Below are 26,102 nucleotides of genomic sequence, written 5' to 3'. Positions count from 1 at the left end.
ATGAAGCATCTGGGCCGGATTACGGCGCTCATCGGTCTCGTGATCTCGCTTGCGCTCGTGTATCGGGAACATCCTGCCGCGGTTCTCGGATTGATGCGCGAGGCGGGTGCCGGTCTCGTGCTCGCCGCGCTCGCTCACGTGCTGCCGATGCTCGCCAATGCGCGTGACTGGCAGACGCTGATTCGCGGCACGCGGCGTCCGCGTTTCACGCACATGCTGCGTCTCGTCTGGGTACGCGAATCGGTGAACAGCATGTTGCCGGTTGCGCGCGTGGGCGGCGAAATCGTGTCGTTCCGGATGCTGCGGCGCTGGGGCGTGAAATCGCCGGTCGCGGTGGCGAGCCTTGTCGTCGACATGCAGCTCACCGTCATCAGCCAGTTGATGTTCACGATGGTCGGCATCGGTTTTCTGTTCGCGCATGCGCAGTCGGGCACGTTGCGGCTGGCAGGTGATCTGGCATGGGGCGTCGTCGTGCTCGCGCCGTTACTCGTGTTGTTCGCGATGGTGCAGCACGCGAGCCCGTTCGAGCGGATCACGCGCGTGCTCAATCGCGTGACGAGCGGCAAGCTCGCCGCGCTGACGGGCGAATCCGCGCGGATCGACCGTACGATCAAACACATCTGGCGCAGGCGAGCGACCGTGCTGCGTTATCTCTTCTTCTGGCAGCCGCTGCAGTGCATCGCGACTTCGCTGGAAATCTGGATCGCGCTGTATTTTCTGCACGCGCCGGTGAGTTTCACCGAAGCAGTCGTGATCGAATCGCTGATCCAGGCCGTGAGCAGCGCAGCGTTCTTCGTGCCGGGCGGTCTCGGCGTGCAGGAGGGCGGCTTTATCCTGATCGGCGGCGCACTCGGCCTCGATCCGGCAACGTGCCTCGCGCTCGCGGGCGCGCGCCGCCTCCGCGATCTGCTGATTTTCATTCCCGGGCTCGTTGCGTGGCAGTTCGCCGAATCGACGCGTGAAGCGCGCGCGACGGCATGGCCGCCGGCATCGCGACGCAACGCCCCGGACCGTCAGGCTACCGGTTCGTAAGCGGGAAACGAAATCTCTGTCGCCAGCCCGCGATTGCCGATACCGGTGCCGAACGTCAGCCGTGCATCGAAGTGCTCGACGATCCGCGCAACGATCGACAACCCGAGTCCGCTGCCGTTCGCCTCGTTTCCTTTCGCCCTGAAAAAACGGTTCGTCAGATTCGCAAGATCGCCGTGCGCGACGCCGGGTCCGTCATCGCGCACGGTCAGCAACACGCGTCGCGATTCGCGGCGCACGGCCACTTCGATTGCACCGCCTGCGCGACCGTACTTGATCGAGTTGTCGATCAGGTTGTCGAGCAGAATGCCGATCAGCACGGGTTCCGCGGTGATCTCCGCCTGCAGGTCACCGGTCAGCGCGACGGTCATGTTCTTTTGCAGTGCGTTCTGTTCGTTCGCAAGTACCGCATCGCGCGCGACGACGCCCGCCTGCAGCGGCGACGTGCTCAACTTTTCGTGTTCGTCGAGCCGCGCGAGCAGCAGCAACTGCTCCGCGAGCCGCGCGCTGCGATCGACGCCCTGCACGACGCGCTGCATCGCCAGCCGTTGCAGCGCCGGGTCGGATTCGCCCAGCGCGACCTGCGCCTGAACCTTGATGGCGGCGAGCGGTGTCTTGAGTTCGTGGGCGGCGTCGGCGGTGAAGGCGCGCTCGCGTTCGATCGAATGCCGCAGGCGCGAGAGCACATGATTGATCGCGTCGACGAGCGGGCGCACCTCGGTCGGCGCGCGGCCCATGTCGATCGGCTCGAGCTTGTGGATATCGCGCGCGCGGATCGCTTTCGACAATATCTTGAGCGGTGCCATGCTAAAGCCGATGCTGAACCAGACGAAGAGCGCGAGCACCGGCAGTGCGATGACGATCGGTCGCGCGATGCGCCGCGCGACACCGCTTACGAGATCGCTGCGTGTATTGGCCGGCTCGAATACGCGCACGCTGTGACCGAGCGTGGTGTTGCGCAGCGTGAACGTGTGCCACGACTGGCCGCCGAGCACCATCGTGCGGGCGCCGCTCGTGGGCGGCACGGGCAGATCGGCGGCGTGCAGCGCGACGAGTTGCGGGCTCGCGGCCAGCACGCGGTTGTCGGCGTCGCGCACCTGGAAGAGCGCGTCGCGCGGCAGCGTGTCGTCGTCATCGTCGTCGCTCGCGCCAGGGTCGCCGCCTTTTTCTTCTTCACGCACATCGATACGCGCGTTGGCGAGCGTGACCAGGTTCTGCTGGTCGAGCAACGCGAGAATCTGCGCGAGTTCGGCGAGGCGGGCGTTTTCCCAGTCGCTGACTTCGTCGCTGGCCTGCTGGTAGCTCGACACGAGCGCGATGCTCCAGACGAGCGCGATGCTGGTCAGCACGAGCAGCATCAGGCGACGGCGGATCGACCCCAGGATCATGGTTTCTCCACGACGTAACCGATCCCGCGCACGGTCGTGATCAGCGTCGCGCCGAGCTTCTTGCGCAGGTTCGAGATGTGCACTTCGATCGCGTTGCTCTCGACTTCTTCCTGCCAGCCATAGAGGCTTTCTTCGAGCCGCGAGCGCGATTGCGGCACGCCGGGATTCGTGACCAGCTGATGCAGGATCGCCCATTCGCGCGACGTCAGCGGTACACGGGTTCCATCGAGCGCGGCAGTGCGCGCGGCCGGGTCGACGGTGAGGTCGCCGTGACGGATCAACTCGACGCTGCGGCCCTGCGCGCGCCGCAGCAGCGCACGGCAGCGCGCGATGAGTTCAGCGAGATCGAAGGGCTTGCCGAGATAGTCGTCGGCACCGGCGTCGAGGCCGTCCACGCGATCGGCGACCGTGCCTTTCGCGGTCAGCACGAGCACGGGCACGTCCTTGCCGGCTGTGCGCAGGCGCCGCAGCACTTCCGTGCCGGAAATTCGCGGCAGGCCGAGGTCGAGAATGACGAGTGCGTAATCGGTGGTGGAAAGGGCGAGATCGGCCTTGTGTCCGTCCCGCGCCCAGTCGACGGTGAAACCCGCCTGACGAAGGCCTGCTTCGACACCGCAGCCGATCAGGTCGTCGTCTTCAACAAGGAGCACACGCATGAGAAAAATATCCGTTTCAGGTGTCGCGATGGTGCGGCGCATGCCTGTCGTTTCGCGGATTGCGAATTCACGATTGCCGGATGTGAATCGCAATGTCGCGCAGTATCGCGACGACAGCTTTGCCGAAGGCATATTACGCTGCCTTGCACGCGTTTTCCTTGCAATCGCTGCTTCAGGTTTCCTTCAGGTTGGATCGGTACTATCGGCAGCAGGTGAAATGCGCCAGCGTCAAGGCACGCGTTTTGTTGCTGATTTTCCCACCGATGTCGTTCTGGATAAATCACCCGGTCCCGTCATGAAGCCAGCCGTCGTCGACATGCTGCGTGCCCATCTGCTGACCGCATCGCTCGCCGCGATGTGCTTTCAGGTCATCGCGCTGGCGTCGCTCTTCTTCGACGTCTCCGAGGCGTCGCTCGAATCCGTGCCGTTCAGGGTGCTCGCGCTGGGGTGTGTCGTCACGAGTGTGCTGCTCACTCGGCAGGTTGCCTCGATGTCGTTCAGCCGTGCGCTGCACAGCCATCACGCGACGTATCGCACGGCGAGCGCGCTGGGCGGTGTGGTGTCGGTGGCGTCGAACTGCCCGCTGCGCAGGCTGGTGATCCTGCATCTGCGCATGAGCGGCAGGCCGTTCGAGGTGGTACAACGCCAGCCGTGCCACGCGAAGGCGGGCGGTAGCGCGTTTCGCCGCTGAACCGGATCCGTGGTTTTTCGATACGTCTGACTTTCGAACTGGTGTAGCAGCCACACCGGCCAGGTGCGCAAAGCTGACGCCGTGCTGCATCCCTCCATCAGCCCGTCCATGTAGCGCCACTTGCGATGCCGGTCCATCGCGGTGTCGAGCGACGCGGCGCGAATCCCTCTTCCCCGACAGAAAATCGACGCGTTCCGGATAATGCGGAACGACGGCCACGTTGGGCGAAGTCGCGGCATATCGTCAGTCTATGTAAGTCTATAAATGGCAGGCATTCGCGTCTGCGAGTGCTGTCAGGCAAAATGGTCAGCCCGACCGGCCTGCACATGATCCATACGGTTTGCAAGGCGGCCCGGCTGAATGACCGGACAGTTCAGGCGCGACACTGCGTCCGCTAAAGAAAACACAAACGACTGGAGACGAAACATGCACGTGCTGACTCAAAGCCGGACCGCTTGCCGCGCGCGTGCAGGGTGGCTATCGCTGGCAATCCTCGTGGTTTGTCTGCTGGCGGGAATGCCCGGTCACACGTTGTTTGCCCAGGGTACCGACAACGCCGCGACGCTTCGCAACAGGTTTCAGAGCCTGACGCAGCAACTCGAACACAATCCGTTTCACCGGCAGCTTTATATGGATTCGTCGGAATCGCCGACGAACCTCAAGGGCGACATTTACGCTGTCGTCGACTATCCGTTCGCGACCGTGAACGGCGCGCTGAACGACCCGGCGAATGGTCCGGCCAACTGGTGCGACGTGCTGATCCTGCATCTGAACGTGAAGTACTGTCATGCCGCGACACACAATGGCACCGCGCAGCTCAGCGTGAACCTCGGCAAGAAGGTGGAAGAGAAGCTGTCGTCGACTTACCGCGTGCAGTTCAACTACCGCTCCGCGGTGACCAGCGCCGATTATTTCCGTGTCGAACTGAATGCGGATACAGGCCCGCTCAGCACGAAGAATTACCGGATCGTGCTGGAGGCGATTCCGCTCAGCGGTAACCGTACGTTCCTGCATCTGACTTACGCCTATGGCTATGGCGTCGCGGGACGCCTTGCGATGAAGACGTATCTGTCGACCATCGGCAGCGACAAGGTCGGCTTCACGACGGTGAACGATGCGTCATCGGGGCAACCGGAATATATCGGCGGCGTGCGCGGCCTGCTCGAGCGCAACACGATGCGCTACTACCTCGCGATCGACGCGTATCTCGGCGCGTTGCAGGCGCCTGCGGGCGCGCGTCTGCAGCAGCGTCTCACGACGTGGTTCGATGCCACCGAACAATATCCGCGGCAGCTTCACGAAGTGGATCGCGACGACTATCTTCAGATGAAGAACAACGAATACCAGCGCCAGCAGACGGCGCAGTAGCGGCGCGGCAAGGGTGTGGCTCACGCGCATGACGCCCTTGATGAGCGATTCCGGCCGCGCTGGCCTCGTCAGGTGCGTGGGGTTATCGTTATTTCCGGCTGCGGCGGGTGCTCGTTACTGGCTTGCTACACTGAATGGGTATCCCTGCCTGCCGGTTCCCGCGCAAGAACGACGCCACTGCCGTTGCCCGTCCAGATCAGGATTTCGTATGAACAGAGGCGCCCGGAACCGGTCGCCGTTGCGTGGCCGGGATCGACCCGGAGGTTCCTCATGTCCAGCATATTGCGTTTGCGTCTGTCGGGGACCGTCGTGCTTGTCGCGCTGTGCGTCGCGACGACGGCGGTGTTCGCGGCGCGCGCGCAGCGGACGCCCGATGCGGTTCCCTCCCAGCTTCTGAGCGACGACGAACGCGTCGATTTTTGTGCGCAGATGCAGCGCGCGACGACGCCGGCCGCACGGCTGGCCGTTTTCGCGCGTCTGCGCGATACGCTGACGCCGCGCGCCAGCGTGCAGGCGGTCGCGTTGCCCTCGTGGCTGCTGGACGGGCGTGAGCCCCGCGCGTCGGGGCGTTCGAAAGACAGCATTCCAGGCCTCGGATGCGCACCCGGCGCCGCGTCGCATTCCGCACCCGCGGCGACCCAGACGCCGGCGGCGCCATCGCGTGAGGTTGCTGTCGGGAGTACCTCGCGATCAACGCCCGTAGCGTCCATGGCACCCGCCCCGGTTCGCGATGAACCTGCACAGCCGCGATCGCGGCCCGAAGCGCCCGTGCCCACGACGGCGAACGCATCTGCTGCTGCCGTTGCAGCGATTCCGGACGCGGCGCACGGCGGATTGCCCGCTGGGCGCGATCACGGAATCGACTTCGTGACAGGCGGAGTGGGCGAGGACGAGGCCGCCGCGCTGCGCCAGCTCGCGTCGAGCTACAACATGCGCGCGACGTTCACGCTTCGAAACGGCGAGTATCTGTCCGGCGTCGCGGTGCAGGTGTCGCGTGCCGATGGTACGGTCATGCTTTCGACGCACACGGAAGGCCCATATCTTTTCGCGCGGCTGCCGTCAGGGCACTATCGGGTGCTGGCCACGGTCGACGGCATGACGCGTGCCCGCGAGCTTTATGTGCCTTCACGCGGCGGCGTGCATTTCACGCTGACGTGGCCCAATGCTTCCGCACGATAGCTCGCAATGAAAATGCAAACACCATCGCGCATTGGCGTGATTTCCGACACGCACAATCTGGTGCGTCCTGAAGCGCTCGCGCATCTGGCCGGCTGCGAGGTGATCATCCACGCGGGCGACATCTGCGGACAACCGGTGCTGGATGCGCTTGCGCGGATCGCGCCTGTCAGCGCGGTGCGCGGCAACAACGATACCGGTGGCTGGGCGGCGTCGCTGCGCACGCGCGAGATCGTGACCGTGCAGCAAACGAAGATCCTCGTCGTGCACGATATCGCGGACATAAAAAGCGATCCGCGCGAGGACGGGATCGGCGTTGTGATCACCGGTCATTCCCACAAGCCGCTGATCGATACCCGCGATGGCGTGCTGTACCTCAATCCCGGCAGCGCCGGTCCGCGACGGTTCAGATTGCCCGTCACGGCAGCGATCCTGCTGATCGACGGCGCGCATGCGGAGGCTTCGCTGCATCGGCTGATCGAATGAAAAAGCCAGCACGAAGCTGGCTTTTCCCGTGAAGCGATAAAGAACGCACAGGTGCTGACGTTACCCGAACGCCGCACCCAGGCACCTGACTACATCAAGCGCGTGCCGTTGCGGCCGATGCATAGGCTTCGTCCATTTCGGCGGCTTCGCGTTCGCCGCGCAGCACCGCGTGCGCTTCGGCGCGTGTCGCCACGCACGGACCCGAGCCGAGGAGCGGCTTGCGTGCGGTCTCGCGCAGCGCCAGCACCGACACGATCCCGATCAGCGATGCGCCCATCAGGTAGTACGCCGGCATCATCAGGTTGCCGGTCGAGTTCACGAGCCACGCCGTGACGAGCGGCGTCGTGCCGCCGAAGAGCGACACCGAAATGTTGAAGCCGATGGCGAGCGCGCCATAGCGGATCTTCGTCGGGAAGAGCGCCGGCAGCGCCGACGGCATCACGCCCGTGAAGCACGACAGCAGCGTACCCAGAATCAGCAGGCCGAGGAACACCGGCAGCATCGCGCCGGTACGGATCAGCAGCAGCGACGGGATCGACAGCAGCAACAGGCCCACGCAGCCCGCCAGCATCACCGGCTTGCGGCCGACACGGTCCGACAGACGGCCGGCATACAGCGTCATCGGCATCATCAGCACCATCACGACCAGCACGAGAAAGAGACCGTGTGTTTCGTTGAAGTTGAGCGTCGCGGACAGATAGCTCGGCAGATACGACAGCGCCATGTAGTCGGTCACGTTGAAAATCAGCACGAGGCCGACGCACAGCAGGAGCGGTTTCCAGTGCTGCGCGAGCAGATCGCGCAGCGACTGCTTCGGCGCGGCCTTGTCCTCGGCTTCACGCTGCTCGGCCTGCTTTTTGAATGCAGGCGTTTCTTCGAGCTTCATCCGGATGTACAGACCCACCAGACCCAGCGGCCCCGCGATCAGGAACGGCACACGCCAGCCCCACGAAAGCAGCGCGTCCTGCGAGAGCGTCGCGCTCAGCACGGCCACCGTGCCCGCGCCGAGCACATAGCCGATCAGCGTGCCGAATTCGAGGAAGCTGCCCATGAAGCCGCGTCTGCGATCGGTCGAGAACTCCGCGATGAAGGTCGCCGCGCCACCGTATTCGCCGCCGGTCGAGAAACCCTGCACGAGACGCGCGACGAGCAGCAGCACCGGCGCGAAGATGCCGATCGACGTGTAGCTGGGAATCAGGCCGATGGCGAACGTGCCGAGCGCCATCATGATCATCGTCATCGCGAGCACACGTTGACGGCCGATGCGGTCACCCAGTGGGCCGAACACCATGCCGCCGATCGGGCGCACGAGGAACGCGGCCGCGAACGTGCCGAACGTGGCGATCAACTGGGCGGAGGGGCTGCTCGACGGGAAGAACACCTTGCCGAGCGTGACGGCGATGTAGCTGTACACGCCGAAGTCGAACCATTCCATCGCGTTGCCGAGCGCCATGGCGCCGACGGCACGCTTGAGAAGGGATTTGTCGACGATCGTGATGTCGTCGAGGGTCAGGCTGTCTTCTTTTTTGTGATGTCGCCAGAAGCCGTTGCTGGAAGCGGTCAAGGTTGATACTCCAATGACTGCGGCTGAAACGCATGAGCGATCCGCCACGGTTGCCGGAAAAGTGCAGTTTCGCGAAAACGTTTTCTCGCCGTGGGTCCACAGACCGCACACGGGCGGAAAAAGAAACGCCCGTGCCTCGCGAGGGTGGTCGCGAAATTGCACTCGTTCGAGTTGCTGCTGACTGTTGCACCTGCGTGGCCGTTGAAGGGGGGCAGATGCATGAGGACGCTGAACAGGACAGGTTGCCCGCCCGCGCCACTGAAAGGCTTGAAACGAAAAAGGCCGGTGATTTATCGCGACTCCGTAAGGGAAGTGCGATGCGACCGACAAGCCTTCTTGTATAAAAACTATTCAACCCCGACCGGCTGACTCCTGTTCGACACAGGTTGACCGGTTGTGAATTGAACGCGAATGATGGTGGATTGCTGTTGAAACGAGGCACATAGTAGCATGATGACGGCGGATCACGCAAACGCGGCGGCCGGCCGGGGGCTGCCTGACCTTGCTCGATCCCACGCCTGGCGGGCGATCGGGCGGATTGTGCGGGAATGAAAAAGCGGCCTGAAAGCGGGGGCGATGAGCAGCGTAAGCGGGTGAATTCCTGCTCGCCGACAGAGTGAAAACCCGGCGAAAAGTATCGCTATCGGGCAAAAAAAAATCCGCGCAGCGCGCGGATTTTTCTCGAGGATGGCGGAAATCAGCCTTGCGGCGGCGGCACGTAGCCAGCGGCCTGATCGGCGCCTTCGCCGAAGAAAAACTTCTCCGTCTGCTTCATCAGGTACTGGCGGGCGCGCGGATCGGCCATATTCAGGCGGTTTTCGTTGATCAGCATGGTCTGGTGCTTGAGCCACGCCTGCCACGCTTCCTTCGAAATACCTTCATAGATGCGCTTGCCGAGTTCGCCCGGCAGCGGCGGAAAATCGAGGCCTTCGGCTTCCTTGCCGAGCTTCGCGCATTGAACCATACGAGCCATGCTGTGTTTCTCCTGTATCAGTGTGGGGCGGCAGTCGCCTTGTCTGGGCCGTTCAGAGCTGTTTCATCAGCACGAGCGACTTGCGCTGCCAGTTATAGAGCCGGCGACGGTCTTCAGGCAGGTCGTCGACCGTGACCTTCACGAAGCCGCGCTTCAGGAACCAGTGTTCGGTGCGGGTGGTCAGCACGAAAATGCGCGTCAGGCCGCGTGCGCGTGCGCGCTGCTCGATGCGCTTGAGGAGCCGTTCGCCGTCGCCCGAGCCTTGCGCTTCCGGCGACACCGTCAGGCACGCCATTTCGCCGATGCGCTCCTGCGGATACGGGTACAGCGCCGCGCAGCCGAACAGCACGCCATCGTGCTCGATGACCGAGAAATGATCGATATCGCGTTCGATCTGGTGGCGGCCGCGCCGCACCAGCGTGCCGTCTGACTCGAGCGGCTCGATCAGCGTCAGAATGCCGCCGACGTCGTCCGGCGTCGCTTCGCGCAGGCTTTCGAGGTTCTCGTACGAGATCATCGTGCCTACGCCGTCGTGCAGGAACAGTTCGAGCAGCAGGCTGCCGTCGAGCGCGTAGGGCACGATGTGCGCCCGCGCGACGCCGCCGCGGCACGCGCGGATCGAATGTTTCAGGTAGAACGCCTCGTCGCCCTGCAGCTCGCCGCTTTCGTGCAGCTTGTAGGCGTCGTCGAGCGAGAGTTCGCGGATGAGCGCGCCTTCTTCATCCATCAGGCCGGCCGTTTCGGTCAGGAACACGATCTTGTCGGCGCGCAGCGCGATCGCCGCCGCCGAAGCCACGTCTTCCATGTTCAGGTTGAACGCCTCGCCGGTGGGCGAGAAGCCAAGCGGCGAGAGCAGCACGAGCTTGCGGCTCGCGAGCGAATGACGGATCGAATCCGCGTCGATCTTGCGCACCACGCCCGTGTGCGCGAAATCGACGCCGTCCAGAATGCCGACTGGCCGCGCCGTCACGAAGTTGCCCGACACGACGCTGATGTGCGCATGCGCCATCGGCGTGTTCGGCAGGCCCTGGCTGATCGCCGCCTCGATATCGAGACGCACTTCGCCGGCGGCTTCCTTCGCGGATTCGAGCGCGCGGGCATCGGTGATGCGCATGCCGTGCGAAAACTCCGACTCGACGCCATGCAGGCTCATCTGCTCCTCGACCTGCGGTCGCGAACCATGGACGAGCACGATCTGGATGCCCATCGCCTGCAGCAGCGCGATATCGGACACGAGCGCGTTCAGAAGACCCTGATGCACCACCTCGCCGCCGAACCCGACGACGAACGTCTTGTTGCGGAACGCGTGAATGTACGGCGCGACCGAGCGCATCCAGTCGACGAACTGCGCGTGGTGGGCGATGTCTTCCGCGGTGCCGGACGAAGCCGGAACGCTCGCGGGCGTGGGGACGAGGTCGGTTTGGGAATTCATGCCCGGGATTATAATGCGCCCCCATGTCGAACGTACCCAAAAGTCCCACTGCGGTGAATGCGAATCACAAGCCCGAGGGCGGGCGAGGCGAGCCGGCGCACACGCGCGAGGATCGCGCGGGCGTGGGGCACACGCCGCGCAACCCCGTGGACGATACGCGGGAGGCGTCACAAACGGACGCCGCCAAAGCCGCGCGAGACGATCGCGCCAGTAGCCAGAAGCCGGCGGCACAGAAAGAACAGGCTCGCGGGACGGATGCACTGGCATTGTTGCGCCAGGCGCTTTTGCAGCAAAAGCCGCCGCCCGGGCCGCCACAAAAGAAGCAGTCGAAGCCGCCGGAGCCCCCGGTTAGCGCGCCATCACGCTCTTCTGGAGCGGAGCAGCCAGACGCGGCCCAGTTCCCGAAAAAACCTTCGTCCGGCGAGCCGGGTGATGCGCGTGCGCAACGGGCGCAGGCGCCGGTTTCCCCGCGAACTTCGCAACCGTCGCCAGACGCACGGCGAAACCCGCGGCAGCAGCGCCGTGACGGAACGCCGCGCGAAGCTGGACGCGCGGACAGTGCGATGCCGCCGCGCAAGGAAGGGGCGTCGCCGGGTGCCGTGCAACCGCACGGCGCGCAGCGTTCGCGCAACGAAGCCCAACCGCGAAACCCGGCGCAGCGGCGCAACGACGGCGGGCCGCCCAGGTCCGGTCAGCGGCGCCATGAAGAACAGCCGTCCCAAAACGACCCCGCCGCCCCGCGCGAAAAGAAACCGCCGCGTGCCGCGCGCGTCGTGGAGCCGAACCCCGTTCCGCCCATTACGTTTCCCGAAGCGTTGCCCGTGTCGGGCCGGCGCGACGAGATCGCCCGCGCGATCTCGGAGAATCAGGTGGTGATCGTGAGCGGCGAAACCGGCTCCGGCAAGACCACACAGCTGCCGAAAATCTGTCTGGCGCTCGGACGCGGTCCCGGCGCGGGCGGCTCAGGTCTGATCGGCCACACGCAGCCGCGCCGGATCGCGGCGTCGGCGACGGGCCGGCGCATCGCCGAGGAACTCGGCACGCCGTTCGGCGAAGTGGTCGGCTACAAGGTGCGCTTCACGGACAACCTGTCGCCTGGCGCATCGGTGAAGCTGATGACGGACGGGATCCTGCTCGCCGAAACGCAGACCGATCCGCTCCTCAAGGCCTACGACACGATCATCATCGACGAGGCGCACGAGCGCAGCCTGAACATCGATTTCCTGCTCGGCTACCTGCGCGAGATCCTGCCGAAGCGTCCCGATCTGAAAGTGATCGTGACGTCGGCGACGATCGATGCCGGCCGCTTCGCGCGCCATTTCGGCAGCGACGAAAAACCCGCGCCGGTGATCGAGGTCAGCGGGCGTCTGTATCCGGTCGAAGTGCGTTACCGGCCCGTCGTCGAGGACAGCCCCGCCGTGAAATCGGCGGAGGGCACGTCGTCCGGGCGCGAGCGCGCGGATCGTCCGGAGCGCCAGAAATCGCAGCGCGATGCCGATCGCGACCTGATGGAAGCGATCGTCGATGCCGTCGATGAACTCTGCCGTGAAGGCCCGGGCGACGTACTCGTGTTCCTGCCGGGCGAGCGCGAAATTCGCGATGCCGCCGAGGCGCTGCGCAAGCATCATCCGCCGCATACCGAAATCCTGCCGCTGTTCGCGCGCCTTTCGGCGGCCGAGCAGGAGCGCGTGTTCAAGGCGTCGAACGCGCGCCGGATCGTGCTCGCGACGAACGTCGCCGAAACGTCGCTGACCGTGCCGGGCATTCGCTATGTGGTCGACTCGGGTCTCGCGCGCGTGAAGCGTTACTCGTATCGCAACAAGGTCGAACAATTGCAGATCGAGTCGATTTCGCAGGCGGCGGCGAACCAGCGCGCCGGACGATGCGGCCGTGTCGCCGATGGCATCTGCATCCGTCTGTACGAGGAAAGCGACTACCAGGGCCGCGTGCGGTTCACCGATCCGGAAATCCTGCGCTCGTCGCTCGCGTCCGTGATCTTGCGGATGAAGTCGCTGCACCTGACTGAAATCGAAACGTTTCCGTTTATCGAGCCGCCGCCAGGCCGGGCGATCGCCGACGGCTACCAGTTGCTGAACGAGCTGGGCGCCGTCGACGACGATAACGCGCTGACGCCGCTCGGCCGCGAGCTCGCGCGCCTGCCGCTCGATCCGCGCGTCGGCCGGATGATTCTCGCCGCGCGCGACCAGCAGGCGCTGCGCGAAGTGCTGATCATCGCGAGCGCGCTGTCCGTGCAGGACCCACGCGACCGGCCGGTCGAAGCGCAGGAGCAGGCCGATCAGGCGCATCGCCGCTTCGCCGACGACCGTTCGGAATTCCTCCAGTGGCTGAAGATCTGGACGTGGTTCGAGGAAGCCGTCGCGCACAAGAAATCGAACAGGCAACTGGTCGACGCGTGCCGCGCGAATTTCCTGTCGCACCTGCGGCTGCGGGAATGGCGCGACGTGCATTCGCAGTTGCTGACGGTGGTGCGCGAGCACGGCTGGCGGCTCAACGAAAGCGAAGCGACGTTCGAGCAGATCCATCTGGCACTTCTGACGGGCCTGCTCGGCAACATCGGCCTGAAGGCGGATGACGAGCCGTACTATCTCGGCGCGCGCAGCATCAAGTTTTACCTGTGGCCGGGCTCGGCGCTCGTGAAGAAGGCGGGCCGCTGGGTCATCGCCGCGGAACTGGTCGAGACGAGCCGTTTGTACGCCCGCTGTATCGCGAAAGTCGAGCCGGAGTGGATCGAGCAGATCGGTGCGCATCTGCTGAAAAAGTCGCTGTCCGAGCCGCATTGGGAAAAGCGCGCGGCACAGGTGTCGGCGTTCGAGCGCGCGGTGCTGTACGGTCTGCCGGTGTATCACCGGCGGCGTGTGAGTTTCGGCAGGCAGGACCCGACGCGTGCGCGTGAGCTGTTTATCCGTGGCGCGCTGGTCGAGGGCGAGTTCGATACGAAGCTCGCGTTTTTCGCGCATAACCGCAAGCTGCTCGCCGACATCGAGCAGCTGGAACACAAGTCGCGCCGCCAGGATGTGCTGGTCGACGACGAGCTGATCTTCGGCTTTTACGACCAGGCGATTCCCGAGGGCATTTATACAGGCGCGTCGTTCGAGCGCTGGTACAAGGACGAAGTTAAAAAGAGCGGGCAGACCGGGGACAAGCTGCGTCTGCTGTATCTGTCGCGTGACGATCTGATGCGGCACGAAGCCGCTGGCGTCACGACCGATCTGTTTCCGAAGCGCATGACGATGTCAGGCGTCGAAATGGCGCTCACGTATCACTTCGAGCCGGGTTCGCCGCGTGATGGCGTGACGGCGGCCGTTCCGCTCTATGCGTTGAACCAGGTCGACGCGCGCCGCTGCGAATGGCTCGTGCCCGGCATGCTGAAGGAGAAGGTGCAACTGCTCCTGAAGTCGCTGCCGCAAAAGCTGCGCCGCCACTGCGTGCCGTTGCCGGAGTACGCCGCGGGTTTTGTCCAGCGCACCGGTGGCCCGCGTTTCGGCGCGGGCGGTCTGCTCGAAGCGCTGATCGCCGATGTGCGCGAACAGACGCAGATCGCGATGAAGCAGTCGGACTTCAAGCTCGAGACGCTGCCGGCGCATCTGTTCATGAACTTCAAGGTCATCGACGAGCACGGCCGGCAACTTGCGATGGGCCGCAATCTTGCGCAACTGCGTGCTGAACTCGGCGGCCAGGCGCAGCAACATTTCCAGAAGATCGCGGCAGGCGCCGCGCCTGGCGGCGCACCGGGCCTGTCGGGACACGTTTCCGGCGATGCGGTGCCGCGCGATGCGGCATCGGTGTCGCCTTCCACGAAAGCCGGCACGCGTGGCGGGCAGGGTGGAAGTACGGCACAGACGGCGGCAGCGGGCAGCAATACCGTGACCGCGCTATACGAAAACCTCACGACGTGGAATTTCGGCAAGCTTCCCGAGTTGCTTGAAATTCGCCGTGGCGGGCAGACCCTGTTCGGCTACCCGGCGCTCGTGGATCGCACGGCACACTGCGACGTCGAAGTGTTCGACTCGCCCGAAGAAGCGGCACGGATTCATCGCGCCGGTCTGCGACGTCTCTTTGCGCTGCAGCTACGCGAGCCGATCAAATATCTCGAGAAGAACCTGCCGGGCATACGCGAAATGTCGATGCAGTTCATGCCGCGCGGCACGCAGGAAGAATTGCGCGACCAGCTGGTCGACATGGCGCTCGATCGCGCCTGCCTGCAGGATCCGCTCCCCGATGACGACCTCACGTTCCACACACGACGCGACGAAGGCCGCGGCCGTCTGACGCTGCTTGCCCAGGAAATCGCACGCCTTGCCGGGCAGATACTGGCCGAATACGCCGCGGTGACCAAAAAGCTCGTGCAGGCGAAATCGTTCACGTCAGCGCATGCGGACATGCAGAACCAGCTGGATGCGCTGATCGGCAAACGCTTTGTCGTCGATACGCCTTATGTGCAACTGGCACATTTCCCGCGCTACCTGAAGGGGATCGCGTTGCGTATCGACAAGCTGAAAGCCGACCCGGCCCGCGATGCGCGCCAGTTCGCGGAATTCCAGCCGCTGCTGCAGCACTATCAGCGTGCGATCGCGCAGCGCGGCGGCGTGATGGATTCGCGGCTCACGGAATTCCGCTGGCTGCTAGAGGAACTGCGGATTTCGCTCTTCGCGCAGGAGCTGCGAACGCCGATGCCGGTCTCCGTCAAGCGTTTGCACAAGGTATGGGAATCGATGCAACGCTGAGCGGCGCCAGGCGAGCTCGCGTGTGGCGCATGTGCGGTGGCCCGCTGCGCTCACACGCGTGATGCGTTACCAGTGCATGCCTGCTCCAGCCGATGCGCCGAATTCGCCGCGCGAACTGGCGGTGCCCTGGACCTTGTAGGCCCATTTTCCTGTTCCCGAGAGTTGCGACACGCCGAGCGCCACGGCGGACTGGCCGCCATAGGTGCCGGCCGCGGCCGCCACCATGCCGTGACCGGGCAACACTGCCTGCGGCAGTCCGGCAACCGCCAGCGCGGAAGCCGTGCCGCCGTAAGCATCGCGGCGGGCGGACCGCACCTGGTCGTCGGCATAACGGTTCGCCTGGCCGACCGCGCCGCTCATGCCCTGGTTCAACTGGTTCACGTTGACCGCATCCGTGCCCTGCACGCCGGCCGCAACGTTTCCAATCTGCCGCTCCGCGCCCGCCGCGCCGACTGAAACCGTATTCGCCCGATCCGCAATGGATCCCGCGCCAAGCGCCACGGCGTTGTCCGCGCTGACGCTGGCGCCCGCCCCAAGTGCGGTTGCGTTCGCAGCGCTCGCGACCGTGTTCGCACCAAGTGCGACGGCGCCGGTTCCGGTTGCCCGGGCGTTCGCGCCAGCCGCGACGGAGTGCGCGCCGCTCGACTGTGCGGCTTCGGTATCGCGATCGCCATCGGCGCTGAAGAGTGGATTGGCGGCATTGACCGCGATGTGCCCGATCGCGTCGCCCACCGCGGCGTTTAACTGGCCGACGTTGACCGCGTCGAATGCGTCGATCCCGTTCGCGACGTTATGGATGATCGTCCCGCCGCCAGTCGCGCTGCCGGCAAGCGTGATGCTGTTGTGGTTGACGGTGGCGTCGGGGTTCGTGTCGTAGGTGACGGCGCTTTCGGCCCGGGTTGCCGCCTGATCCGCCTTTGCGCTCACGGCGTTCAGCTGCGCGACGTTGACTGCATCGTGCGCATCGACGCCATCCGCGACGTTGTGAATCACCGTGCCGCCTCTTGCCGGATCGCCGCCGAGAGTGAAACTGTTGCGGTTGAAGGAGCCGTCCGCGTAGCGGTCATAGAACGCGGCGCCTTCGACCTTGCTGTCGAGCGCTTTCAACTGGCTCAGATTGACCGCATCGGTATCGGCCGCACCTGCGGCGACGTTCGTGACGCGCCGCTCCGCACTGGCGGCACCCACGGAGACTTCGCCGGCGGCCGTGGCGCCCGCGATCATGAGCGTCGCGCCGACTGGCGTGAACGCGAGTGTGGCTAGATTCGCGTACGTCGTGGAGTCGGCGCCAAGCGCAACGCTGTTCGCGCGCGTGGCCTGGGCGCCGTTGCCGATCGCGACGGACGACAGTCCGCTGGCATTCGCCGCCGCGCCGACAGCCGTGCTGCGCGAACCCGTCGCGGTGGCGAAGATGCCGGTTGCCGTGGCGAGATCGACGGCTTTCGACTGATAACCGGCCGCAAACGCGCCGTTGCCGGTGGCGCTCGCGTCCTTGCCGGTCGCCATCGCACCGAGCCCGCTGGCGCGCGCGTTGCCGCCGATCGCGATGGCGCCGGTGCTTGTCGCGGCCGCGCCGTCGCCGACGGCAACCGCATCCGCACCGGTGGCGCTCGCGCCGTTACCGGCTGCGACAGCCGCCGTGCCGGTAGCACGTGCATTGGCGCCCGCCGCGACGCTTCCGGAGCCGGCAGCAGCCACGGCGTTGTCGGAATCGTCGTTGGCGCCATCTGCCTTGAAATACGGATCGGTGCCGCTGACGGCCGAAACGGTTACGGCGGAGGTTATCGGCGCCGCCGCCTGTTCCAGTTGGGGAGCGCTGGCGGCAGGGGCTGACGCCGAGGCATATGCCGATGTGGCCCCAGCCGTCGCCAGCAGGGTCGCCGTCGCGAACCGGATTAAAATCCGCCCATGCATTGAGCGCAGGGTCGAGACAGGATGCGCGTTACGGAAGTCAGGTTTGACGTTGATGGATGGGTCGTAGGGTCGATGCATTCCTGAAATACTCTGCCATGTTAAGACCGTGAACTCATCAGTGAGTCTGCTTTCGGATCGATTGACCTGTGCAGGCTTTCTTCGACCGATAAGAATCCAGCTCAGGCCGCTACTGGCTATTACAGTGCGGATGAGATAGATGTGGAAAGTCCTGTGCGAAACGGGTCGCACAGTGTTTTCTCACTGAAATGATCAGGGATTTGTTGCGGGGAAAATGATTTGATCTGATTTTCCCGTATGGCAGATTTAGCAGGTATGAGTTAACTCTTAAATCCACAATGGCTATTTGGCTTAAGACGAATATAAATATATTCAGATAAAATTAATCGGAGTCTGATATTTTTATGGGAAAATTAAATGCGAGGCTGATTGATTAATCGGATTCTTATTTTTACGAGTGAAAATCAGAGCACATTGAGATCAAGAGCCGTTCGCGGAGGATTGCAGCTGAGTTTGCCTGCGACTGCGGGCCATCGTCGGCGGCAGTGGCTCAGAGCGCGGTCCGTAAGCGCAGTCCCGGTGGCGCGCGTTTCTTCCTGCGTGAGGCCGACCTGCGTCAACCGCGCGCGCGGGCAAACGTTCTACAATGATGGCTATTCTCCGACGTGAGTTTTCATGCGCAATTTTTTTCTTTCCCGCCTGACCAGTACGCTGGCAGCGGGCGCTGCCCTGGTTGTCGCAGCGGGCTTTTTTTCTCCAGTAGCGCAAGCGAACAACGTGATCGTCCTCAATTCCGGCGAGGCAACGCTCAGTCTGGTCGATGAGGCGACCCGCCAGGTCGTCGGCACCATTCCAACCGGCAAGGAACCGCATCATCTGATGGTGACGCCGGACAATTCGTCGCTGATCGTCGCCAACTCGGTCTCGAACAACCTGATGTTCGTCGATCCGAAAACGGGCAAGGTGCAGCGCTGGGTCGAAGGCATCGAAGATCCCTACCAGATCGGCTTTTCGCCGGATCACAAGTGGATGGTCACCACGGGCCTGCGGCTCGACCGGCTCGATATCTATCACTACGACGGCCACAACCTGGCGCTTGCGAGCCGTCTGCCGCTCGGCGTGATGCCGAGTCACATGGCGTTCACGACCGACAGCAAAACGGTGTTCGTCACGTTGCAGGTGTCGGGCGAACTCGCCGCGATCGATCTCAACACGCAGCAGGTCAAGTGGAAGATGAAGGTCGGCAAGGTGCCGGCTGGCCTCTGGATGACGCCGGGCGAGAAATATCTGCTGGTCGGCATGACGGGGGCGGATTATGTCGCGGTGGTCGACTGGAAGAACCAGAAGATCGTGAAAACGATTCCGACGGGCAAGGGCGCGCACAACTTCCGCTCGCTGGTTGACGGCAGGCACGTCGCGGTGTCGAATCGTGTCGCGAGTACCATCAGCATCATCGACGAAGACACGCTCACGAACGTAGGCGACATCACGGGCCTGATGCCGGGGCCGGACGATATGGAGCTTTCGGCCGACAGGCGCTATCTGTGGGTGACGTTCCGGTTTGCGAAGCACATCGGCATCATCGATCTGTCCACGCGTAAACTGATCCAGACGATCGCAGTTGGACGCTCGCCGCATGGCATCTATTTCTTCGATCGCGCGCCGGTTACGGCGCCGAACGGCGCATAGGTCGCCACCCGCACTGGCGACGCATGATGCAGAAGTAGCGGGTTGAAGTAACGCATTGACGTATCGGGTTAAAGCACGGCAGGCACCATGTTCCACACGATTTTTTCGACTCTCGATAGTTTCGTCTCCGCAGTGCAGACGCTGCTGTACGTCGACGTCGTGCAGCCGCTGCTGTTTCGTCTCGACCTGATGGACTACGACGAGGACACCTACGACAGCCTCTACTGGGTGATCGTCGGTGTGTTCGAGGTACTGGCCATGTATGCCGTGCTGCGACCGCTGGAGGCGTTGTGCCCTGTCGAGCGGTGGGAGAACCGCAACGCGGTGCGTGTCGACGTGCTCTACACGTGGATCGCGAAGCTCGGCATCCTGAACCTGTTTTTCTTCTTCGTGCTGCAACCGTTTTTCGACGGCATACAGGGCTGGCTGCGGCTGCATAACATCGCGAACATCGAGTTCGACAACCTGTGGCCCGGCGTCACCACGCAACCGCTCGTCACGTTCCTGATGTATCTGGTCGTGCTCGATTTCGCAGGGTACTGGTATCACCGTGGCGAACATCGCTTCGGGCTCTGGTGGGAACTGCATGCAGTGCATCACAGCCAGCGTCAGATGTCGCTGTGGTCCGACGACCGCAATCATCTGCTCGACGACGTGCTGCAGGCGTGCTTTTTCGCCGCGATCGCGCTGGTGATTGGCGTGCCGCCGTCGCAGTTCGTCGTACTCGTGGCCATTACGAATCTCGCGCAGAGCGTTCAGCACGCCAATATCCGGATGTATTTCGGCTGGCTGGGCGAGCGGCTGCTCGTCAGCCCGACGTTCCATCGCCGGCATCACGCAATGGGTTACGGCCATGAGGGCACGACCTACGGATGCAATTTCGGCGTGCTGTTTCCGTGGTGGGATCAGTTGTTCCGGACGGCTTCGTGGGTTCGCGAGATGGAGCCGACCGGTATTCGGGATCAGCTCGAGGGCCGTCAGTACGGCGACGGTTTCTGGGCGCAGCACTGGCTTGCGCTTGTGCGCATTGCCCGGCGGGTCGCACCGGGGCGCCGTGGGCAGGGTAGCGACGCCGCGCCCGTCTGAGCGAACTGCGCCCGTTTCTTCCGCTTCGTCTGGTTTTGCTTCGCCTGCAATCAGCGACCGCATCGTCGCTAACGCTTCTGTTCATATGCGCTGCCGCAGCGGGTTTTCCCGGTGGCGCGGTCCCTGGTTTATCCTGTCCACAGTTCGACCGGCGATGATCACGGTTGAGCGGGCGTGTGTGTCCGACGTTGTTCGTCGTTGACCTCCTGTTCGCCAACCGTTCCGTCCGTCGCCCTGTTTCTCGTCCATCCATCGCTTCATTCACCGGTATCTGGCTCGCATGAATGACCTGTTGCGCTCGTTTGGGCGCGCACTTTCCAGCGCGCTCCATCCGCGCATGCTCTGGCTGACGTTCATGCCGTTCGCGGCGGCGGCGATCGTATGGGGCGTCATCCTCTGGTTTTCCTGGCAGACGTGGACCGATGCCACGCGAGCGTGGCTCGAGAGCTGGGCGTTCACCACGTCGCTCTATGGCATGTTCGACTGGCTCGGGTTTTCGTCGCTGCATGCGGTGATCGCGCCGTTCATCGTGATTGCGCTCGCGATCCCGCTGATCGTCGTGACCGTGCTGCTGCTGATCGCGACACTTTCGATGCCGGCCGTCATCCGTCACCTGGCCGCGAGGCAGTTTGCCAGCCTGGAGATGCGTCGCGGCGGAACGTGGTACGGTAGTCTGATTCACGCGCTGTGGACGACGCTCATCTGTCTCGTGCTGCTCGTGGTGACGCTGCCGCTGTGGCTCGTGCCGCCATTCTTCGCGCTGATTCCGCCGCTGTTGTGGGGCTGGCTGACGTATCGCGTCATGACATACGATGCGCTCGCGTTACATGCCACCAGCGAGGAGCGTCGCGCGCTGGTGCGCCGGCACCGGTTGCCGTTGTTGCTGATCGGCGTCGCGAGCGGTCTGCTGGGTTCGCTGCCGACGCTGCTCTGGGCGTCGTCGGTCTGGCTGATCGTGCTGTTTCCGGTTGTGACGGCCGCGACCATCTGGATCTATGCGTTTATCCTGGTCTTTTCGGCGCTGTGGTTCGGTTATTACTGCCTGCGCGCGTTGCAGCGCATGCGTGCGGAAGAACACGGGACGCGCACCGCAGTGACGGTTCCGTACTGAAACCATTTTTCAGGAAGAGGCGGCAATGGCATTTGGCGTCATCATCATCGGCGACGAAATCCTGTCGGGCAGACGAACCGACAAGCATCTGCCGAAAGTCATCCAGCTTTTGACGGAGCGTGGCCTCGCGTTAGGCTGGGCAGAATACATCGGCGACGACCCGGAACGCATCACGACGACGTTGCGCCGCTCGTTCGCTTCGGGCGACATCGTGTTTTCGACGGGCGGTATCGGCGCGACGCCGGACGATCACACCCGTCAATGCGCCGCGGCTGCGCTCGGTGTCCCGCTCGAACTGCATGCCGAGGCCGCCCGGCTGATCCAGGAGCGGATCAGCGACATGCATGCGGATGCTTCCGGTGCACCGCCGGATCTCGATTCGCCGGAGAACCGCCATCGTCTGAACATGGGCACGTTCCCGCGCGGCGCGTCGATCATTCCGAATGGTTACAACAAGATTCCCGGCTTCTCGGTCGGCGACCATCACTTTGTGCCGGGCTTCCCCGTGATGGCGTGGCCGATGATCGAATGGGTGCTGGATACGAAGTACGCGCATCTGCACCACGCGATGCCGCACGCGGAAAAGTCACTTCTTGTATTCGAGTTGCCTGAATCGACGCTCACGCCGCTCATGGAAAAGATCGAGCACGACTTTCCAGGTGTGCGCGTATTCAGCTTGCCGAGCGTCGGCGATGCGGAGCGGGGCGGTATCTACGCCCGTCGCCACATCGACCTGGGGGTGAAAGGTGAGCCCGAAGCGGTTGCCGCGGCGTTTGTGAAGCTGCGCGCGGGCGTGCATCTGCTCGGTGGCGATATCGTCGAACTCGACGCGGCGCAGGCGAAACCGCGAGGTTGAACAGGTCCGGCGGTTTTTCTCGCTGCCAGCCGCGTTGCTATCGGCGAGGCCGCAGGCCTCGCGAGATCATCGTTGTGTCACATCCCGCGCTCAGGATGGACGGCCTGGTTGCCGTGAGCGGCGTGGCTTCGGCTGGCCCGGCGTTTTCCGTCGATCAGCCAGGAACAGAAAACGCGGGCACCCGTCACGCGCCGATCCACGGCAGACCGCGGAAACACCAGCCCGAGACCGTTTTCCGATGACCCTGGCCGTCCTTGTCGCCTTCGAAGCCTTCCAGCAGGTCAAACGCCTGCGTAAAGCCCACCTGGGTTGCAGCGATAGCAGCGAGCTTCGAGCGGGCTGCGCTGCGGCACAGAAACAGTACAGGTGTGTCCTGCGCGGCAACCTTGCCCAACTGGTCGAGAAACTCCGGGTTCGGTACGCCACCCGGATAACGTGTCCACTCGACGTGGGCGTATTGCCCATCACCGATGACCGGCCGGCCTACCCAGTCGAGCTCGGCGCGGGTGCGAACGTCAACAAGGCGTGTGCGCGGATCAAGTTGAAAAAGCTCGAATGCCTCCGCGGGCGAAAGCGCGCCTGCGTACGGCAACTGGTTCTCGACACGCCGTTTTTCGGCCTGCGCGTACAACTGTTCGAGCGTGCTCATGACGGCAAATCTCCTTCGTGCTGGAAACCAAAAGGTCATTCTAGCGCGCAGGCTACGTCACGCGTACCTGGCCGTTCGGCCGGTGCAAAATCCACCGGACGCCTGTTATGCTCCTTCGAGGTGCAAACATGACTTTGTGCACCAAAACGGGATGGATGGATTGGTCTCGCTAACTGTGAGCACTGTTATGGTGCGTATTCATGTGGGCCGTCGTGGTCAATGCGCGGTTTTGCGTATCGGAATTCCCTGTAAGTGCGCGTAGTGGAAGGCTTTCGCGCCAGTCTGGAACATGTTGGCATGGAAGCTGCTTTATACGACCCGATCGATTCAATCGCCGTTTTTTTAGCCCGATCTGCCAGATCGGATAGACGTGCGGTGGCGGGTCAGCTAGATTTGGGCGGCGGCAGAATCCGCCGAATTCGTTAATCAGGAGAATAGGTTATGAGTAAATCCGTGGCCGACGTCATGCAACTCGTCAAGGACGAGGACGTCAAGTTTGTCGACTTTCGTTTCACCGACACGCGCGGCAAGGAGCAACATGTTTCGGTGCCGGTGTCGCACTTCGACGAAGACAAATTCGAAAGCGGCCATGCGTTCGACGGTTCTTCGATTGCCGGCTGGAAGGGCATTGAAGCTTCGGACATGCTGCTCGTTCCGGACGCCGACACGGCGTTCATCGACCCGTTCTACGAAGAGTCGACCCTCGTCATGACCTGTGACGTCGTCGAACCGGCGGACGGCAAGGGCTACGAACGCGACCCGCGTTCGCTGGCAAAGCGCGCTGAAGCGTACCTGAAGAGCACGGGCCTTGGCGACACGGCTTTCTTCGGCCCGGAACCCGAATTCTTCATTTTCGACTCGGTCCGCTGGAACACGGACATGTCGGGCTGCTTCGTGAAGATCGGCTCGGAAGAAGCACCGTGGTCGTCGGGCAAGGAATTCGAAGGCGGCAACACGGGTCACCGTCCGGGCACGAAGGGCGGCTACTTCCCGGTCGCGCCGGTCGACCAGTTCCAGGACATCCGCTCGGAAATGTGCCTGCTGCTCGAACAGATCGGCATTCCGGTCGAAGTGCACCACCACGAAGTGGCAGGTCAAGGCCAGAACGAAATCGGCACCAGATTCTCGACGCTCGTGCAGCGCGCGGACTGGACGCAGCAACTGAAGTACATCGTCCACAACGTCGCGCATACGTACGGCAAGACGGCTACGTTCATGCCGAAGCCGGTCGTGGGCGACAACGGTTCGGGCATGCACGTTCACCAGTCGATCTGGAAGGACGGCCAGAACCTGTTCGCAGGTAACGGCTATGCGGGCCTGTCGGAATTCGCGCTGTTCTACATCGGCGGCATCATCAAGCACGCCCGTGCCCTGAACGCGATCACGAACCCGACGACGAACTCGTACAAGCGTCTCGTGCCGCACTTCGAAGCACCGGTGAAGCTGGCCTACTCGGCACGCAACCGCTCGGCATCGATCCGCATTCCGCACGTGTCGAACCCGAAGGGTCGCCGTATCGAAACGCGCTTCCCGGATCCGATGGCCAATCCGTACCTGTGCTTCTCGGCGCTGATGATGGCGGGTCTCGACGGCGTGCAGAACAAGATCCATCCGGGCGAAGCAGCGGACAAGAACCTGTACGACCTGCCGCCGGAAGAGGATGCAAAGATCCCGACCGTGTGTGCCGGCCTCGACCAGGCGCTGGACGCATTGCACAACGACCGCGAGTTCCTCACGCGCGGCGGCGTGTTCACGGATTCGATGATCGACGCTTACCTGGAGCTGAAGGAAGCGGAACTTCAACGTGTGCGTATGACCACGCACCCGGTCGAGTTCGAACTGTACTACTCGCTGTAAGTGGCGATGGCGCTTCGCCGGAGGAAGGCGAAGCGCGCGTCCGAACGTTCGCGACTGGTCACGAAGGGACGGCGGCGCCGTCCCTTTTTTGTTGAGCGCTCGCGCAGCGTTGCTGGACCGTTTTCAATGCTGTTGCCGTACCTCGAATTAGCCGTGTTCGCCTCATCACCGTTTCATACCGACCAGATTGATACAAGATGGATCTGAAGAATCTGATCAAGGCCAGGAAAGGGCACGCCGAACCGCTGTCGAGCGACGCCCAGCTCCTCGAATCCGGTCTGCTGCCTGGATTCGAAGCGTTGCCGACGGTTGTGCTGGTGCTGGAAAAGCGCACGTTGCGCGTCGCGTTCGCGAATCCTTCCGCCGAATCGATGCTTGATCTGTCGCGCCGGCAACTTACGCAGATGATGTGGCCGGATATTTTCTCGAGCGCGGACGAGTTGCTGCTCACAATCGCCTCGATCGCCGAACACCGTTTCCATGCGACCCATCTCGATGCGGTTCTCGAGCGGCCCGGCCACGAACCGCTGCATGTGCATGCGATCGTCGGTTTTCTCGAGAGCGCGCCTGACTACGTGCTACTCGAACTCTTCGAGAACGAACGACATCTGCGCACCGATCGCGAAGAGCGTATCCAGGATCTGACCGCAGTGAACAAGCAGTTGATCCGCAATCTGGCGCACGAAATCAAGAACCCGCTTGGCGGCATCCGGGGCGCCGCGCAACTGCTTGAATTCGAATTGAGTGCGCGTGAACGCGACGAGCTGCGCGAGTACACGCAGGTCGTCATCAAGGAATCCGACCGGCTGCAGACGCTCGTCGACCGGCTGCTTGAGCCGCACCGTCATCCGCATATCGTGGGCGACGTGAACATTCACGAGGTGTGCGAGCGCGTGCGCGCGGTGATTCTCGCGGAGTTTCCGCGCGGTCTCACAATCGAGCGCGACTACGATGTGAGCGTGCCCGACTTGCGTGGCGACAAGGAGCAGCTGATCCAGGCGCTCCTGAACATCGTGCGCAATGCGGCCGAAGCATTACGTGAACGTATTCTGCAAGGCGATGCGCGTATTGAATTGCGCACGCGCGTCGCGCGCAAGGTCACGATTGCGAAACGCCTTTGTAAGCTGGCATTGGACTTGCATATCATCGACAACGGTCCCGGTATTCCCGAGGATATCCGGGACCGCATCTTCTATCCGCTCGTTTCGGGGCGTGAGGATGGAAGCGGTCTTGGCCTGACGCTCGCGCAGACATTCGTACAACAGCACGACGGTCTGATCGAAGTGGAAAGCCGGCCGGGTCACACCGAATTTCAGATCCTGCTGCCCCTTGAGTAATCGCCCGTTCCGTTCATGACAGACAGGCATTCAAGGGTGCAGCACACTCGCTGACGCACCTCAAGACTTCCGAACGA

General features: G+C 63.3%; 19 protein-coding genes. 12 read left to right on the top strand and 7 right to left on the bottom strand.

What is annotated here, in order from left to right; all coding sequences use genetic code 11:
- Positions 1-1,032, top strand: coding sequence for a lysylphosphatidylglycerol synthase domain-containing protein (locus LPA34_RS05580; protein WP_228976091.1), 1,032 nt, complete (start codon positions 1-3; stop codon positions 1,030-1,032).
- Here LPA34_RS05580 and LPA34_RS05575 read toward each other — a convergent pair.
- A complete protein-coding gene (locus LPA34_RS05575) occupies positions 1,014-2,417 on the bottom strand; it encodes an ATP-binding protein (RefSeq protein ID WP_228975802.1) in 1,404 nt (467 codons plus the stop codon). The genes LPA34_RS05580 and LPA34_RS05575 overlap by 19 nt on opposite strands.
- Positions 2,414-3,073, bottom strand: a complete 660-nt coding sequence (locus tag LPA34_RS05570; RefSeq protein WP_228975800.1) for a response regulator — start codon at positions 3,071-3,073, stop codon at positions 2,414-2,416. Before LPA34_RS05570 ends, LPA34_RS05575 begins: the two co-directional genes overlap by 4 nt.
- On the opposite strand from LPA34_RS05570, the gene LPA34_RS05565 reads away from it, so the two are divergent.
- The 4 genes from LPA34_RS05565 to LPA34_RS05550 all read left to right on the top strand — a co-directional run bounded on the left by LPA34_RS05565 (position 3,072) and on the right by LPA34_RS05550 (position 6,794).
- Complete coding sequence (locus tag LPA34_RS05565) at positions 3,072-3,764, top strand: hypothetical protein (RefSeq protein ID WP_228975798.1); 693 nt, start codon at positions 3,072-3,074, stop codon at positions 3,762-3,764. The genes LPA34_RS05570 and LPA34_RS05565 overlap by 2 nt on opposite strands.
- Before the next feature lie 426 nt (positions 3,765-4,190).
- Positions 4,191-5,132 carry a hypothetical protein gene (locus tag LPA34_RS05560; RefSeq protein WP_407672462.1) on the top strand — a complete coding sequence of 314 codons (942 nt, stop codon included), beginning with the start codon at positions 4,191-4,193 and terminating at the stop codon, positions 5,130-5,132.
- A 270-nt stretch (positions 5,133-5,402) separates the two neighbouring features.
- Positions 5,403-6,311: a hypothetical protein gene (locus tag LPA34_RS05555; RefSeq protein WP_228975795.1), complete on the top strand. Its 909-nt coding sequence runs from the start codon at positions 5,403-5,405 to the stop codon at positions 6,309-6,311.
- A 6-nt stretch (positions 6,312-6,317) separates the two neighbouring features.
- Positions 6,318-6,794, top strand: coding sequence for a metallophosphoesterase family protein (locus LPA34_RS05550; protein WP_228975792.1), 477 nt, complete (start codon positions 6,318-6,320; stop codon positions 6,792-6,794).
- A gap of 94 nt (positions 6,795-6,888) precedes the next feature.
- Here the strand turns inward: LPA34_RS05550 and proP are convergent, their stop codons facing one another.
- The 3 genes from proP to argA form a co-directional block, all read right to left on the bottom strand.
- Positions 6,889-8,358 carry a glycine betaine/L-proline transporter ProP gene (gene proP, locus LPA34_RS05545; protein ID WP_228975790.1) on the bottom strand — a complete coding sequence of 490 codons (1,470 nt, stop codon included), beginning with the start codon at positions 8,356-8,358 and terminating at the stop codon, positions 6,889-6,891.
- Positions 8,359-9,055: 697 nt separating this feature from the next.
- Positions 9,056-9,331: an oxidative damage protection protein gene (locus LPA34_RS05540; RefSeq protein WP_228975788.1), complete on the bottom strand. Its 276-nt coding sequence runs from the start codon at positions 9,329-9,331 to the stop codon at positions 9,056-9,058.
- A 52-nt stretch (positions 9,332-9,383) separates the two neighbouring features.
- Complete coding sequence (gene argA / locus LPA34_RS05535; protein WP_228975786.1) at positions 9,384-10,763, bottom strand: amino-acid N-acetyltransferase; 1,380 nt, start codon at positions 10,761-10,763, stop codon at positions 9,384-9,386.
- A 563-nt stretch (positions 10,764-11,326) separates the two neighbouring features.
- On the opposite strand from argA, the gene hrpA reads away from it, so the two are divergent.
- Positions 11,327-15,508: an ATP-dependent RNA helicase HrpA gene (gene hrpA, locus LPA34_RS05530; RefSeq protein WP_228975783.1), complete on the top strand. Its 4,182-nt coding sequence runs from the start codon at positions 11,327-11,329 to the stop codon at positions 15,506-15,508.
- Between the two features lie 66 nt (positions 15,509-15,574).
- Here the strand turns inward: hrpA and LPA34_RS05525 are convergent, their stop codons facing one another.
- Complete coding sequence (locus LPA34_RS05525) at positions 15,575-17,206, bottom strand: YadA family autotransporter adhesin (RefSeq protein WP_228975775.1); 1,632 nt, start codon at positions 17,204-17,206, stop codon at positions 15,575-15,577.
- A 909-nt stretch (positions 17,207-18,115) separates the two neighbouring features.
- Here LPA34_RS05525 and LPA34_RS05520 point away from each other — a divergent pair.
- From LPA34_RS05520 to LPA34_RS05505, 4 genes are all read left to right on the top strand, one after another.
- Positions 18,116-19,129, top strand: coding sequence for a YVTN family beta-propeller repeat protein (locus tag LPA34_RS05520; RefSeq protein ID WP_228975772.1), 1,014 nt, complete (start codon positions 18,116-18,118; stop codon positions 19,127-19,129).
- Positions 19,130-19,216: 87 nt separating this feature from the next.
- Complete coding sequence (locus tag LPA34_RS05515) at positions 19,217-20,215, top strand: sterol desaturase family protein (protein ID WP_228975770.1); 999 nt, start codon at positions 19,217-19,219, stop codon at positions 20,213-20,215.
- Between the two features lie 280 nt (positions 20,216-20,495).
- On the top strand, positions 20,496-21,326 hold the full coding sequence (locus LPA34_RS05510; protein ID WP_228975768.1) for an EI24 domain-containing protein: 831 nt from the start codon (positions 20,496-20,498) through the stop codon (positions 21,324-21,326).
- Positions 21,327-21,351: 25 nt separating this feature from the next.
- Entirely contained in the window at positions 21,352-22,182 is an 831-nt protein-coding gene (locus LPA34_RS05505) for a competence/damage-inducible protein A (protein WP_228975766.1), read from the top strand.
- 184 nt (positions 22,183-22,366) lie between these two features.
- Here the strand turns inward: LPA34_RS05505 and LPA34_RS05500 are convergent, their stop codons facing one another.
- Positions 22,367-22,831, bottom strand: coding sequence for a rhodanese-like domain-containing protein (locus LPA34_RS05500; protein ID WP_228975764.1), 465 nt, complete (start codon positions 22,829-22,831; stop codon positions 22,367-22,369).
- Between the two features lie 441 nt (positions 22,832-23,272).
- On the opposite strand from LPA34_RS05500, the gene glnA reads away from it, so the two are divergent.
- A complete protein-coding gene (gene glnA / locus LPA34_RS05495) occupies positions 23,273-24,688 on the top strand; it encodes a type I glutamate--ammonia ligase (protein WP_228975763.1) in 1,416 nt (471 codons plus the stop codon).
- Positions 24,689-24,885: 197 nt separating this feature from the next.
- Entirely contained in the window at positions 24,886-26,025 is a 1,140-nt protein-coding gene (gene glnL, locus LPA34_RS05490; protein WP_228975761.1) for a nitrogen regulation protein NR(II), read from the top strand.
- Positions 26,026-26,102: the final 77 nt, after the last annotated feature.

Source organism: Paraburkholderia gardini (assembly GCF_907164575.1).
In the GTDB taxonomy this organism is placed as follows: Bacteria; Pseudomonadota; Gammaproteobacteria; order Burkholderiales; family Burkholderiaceae; genus Paraburkholderia; species Paraburkholderia gardini.
The sequence above is the reverse complement of the archived record's forward strand: the minus strand, read 5'-3'. Positions and strand labels throughout refer to the sequence as shown.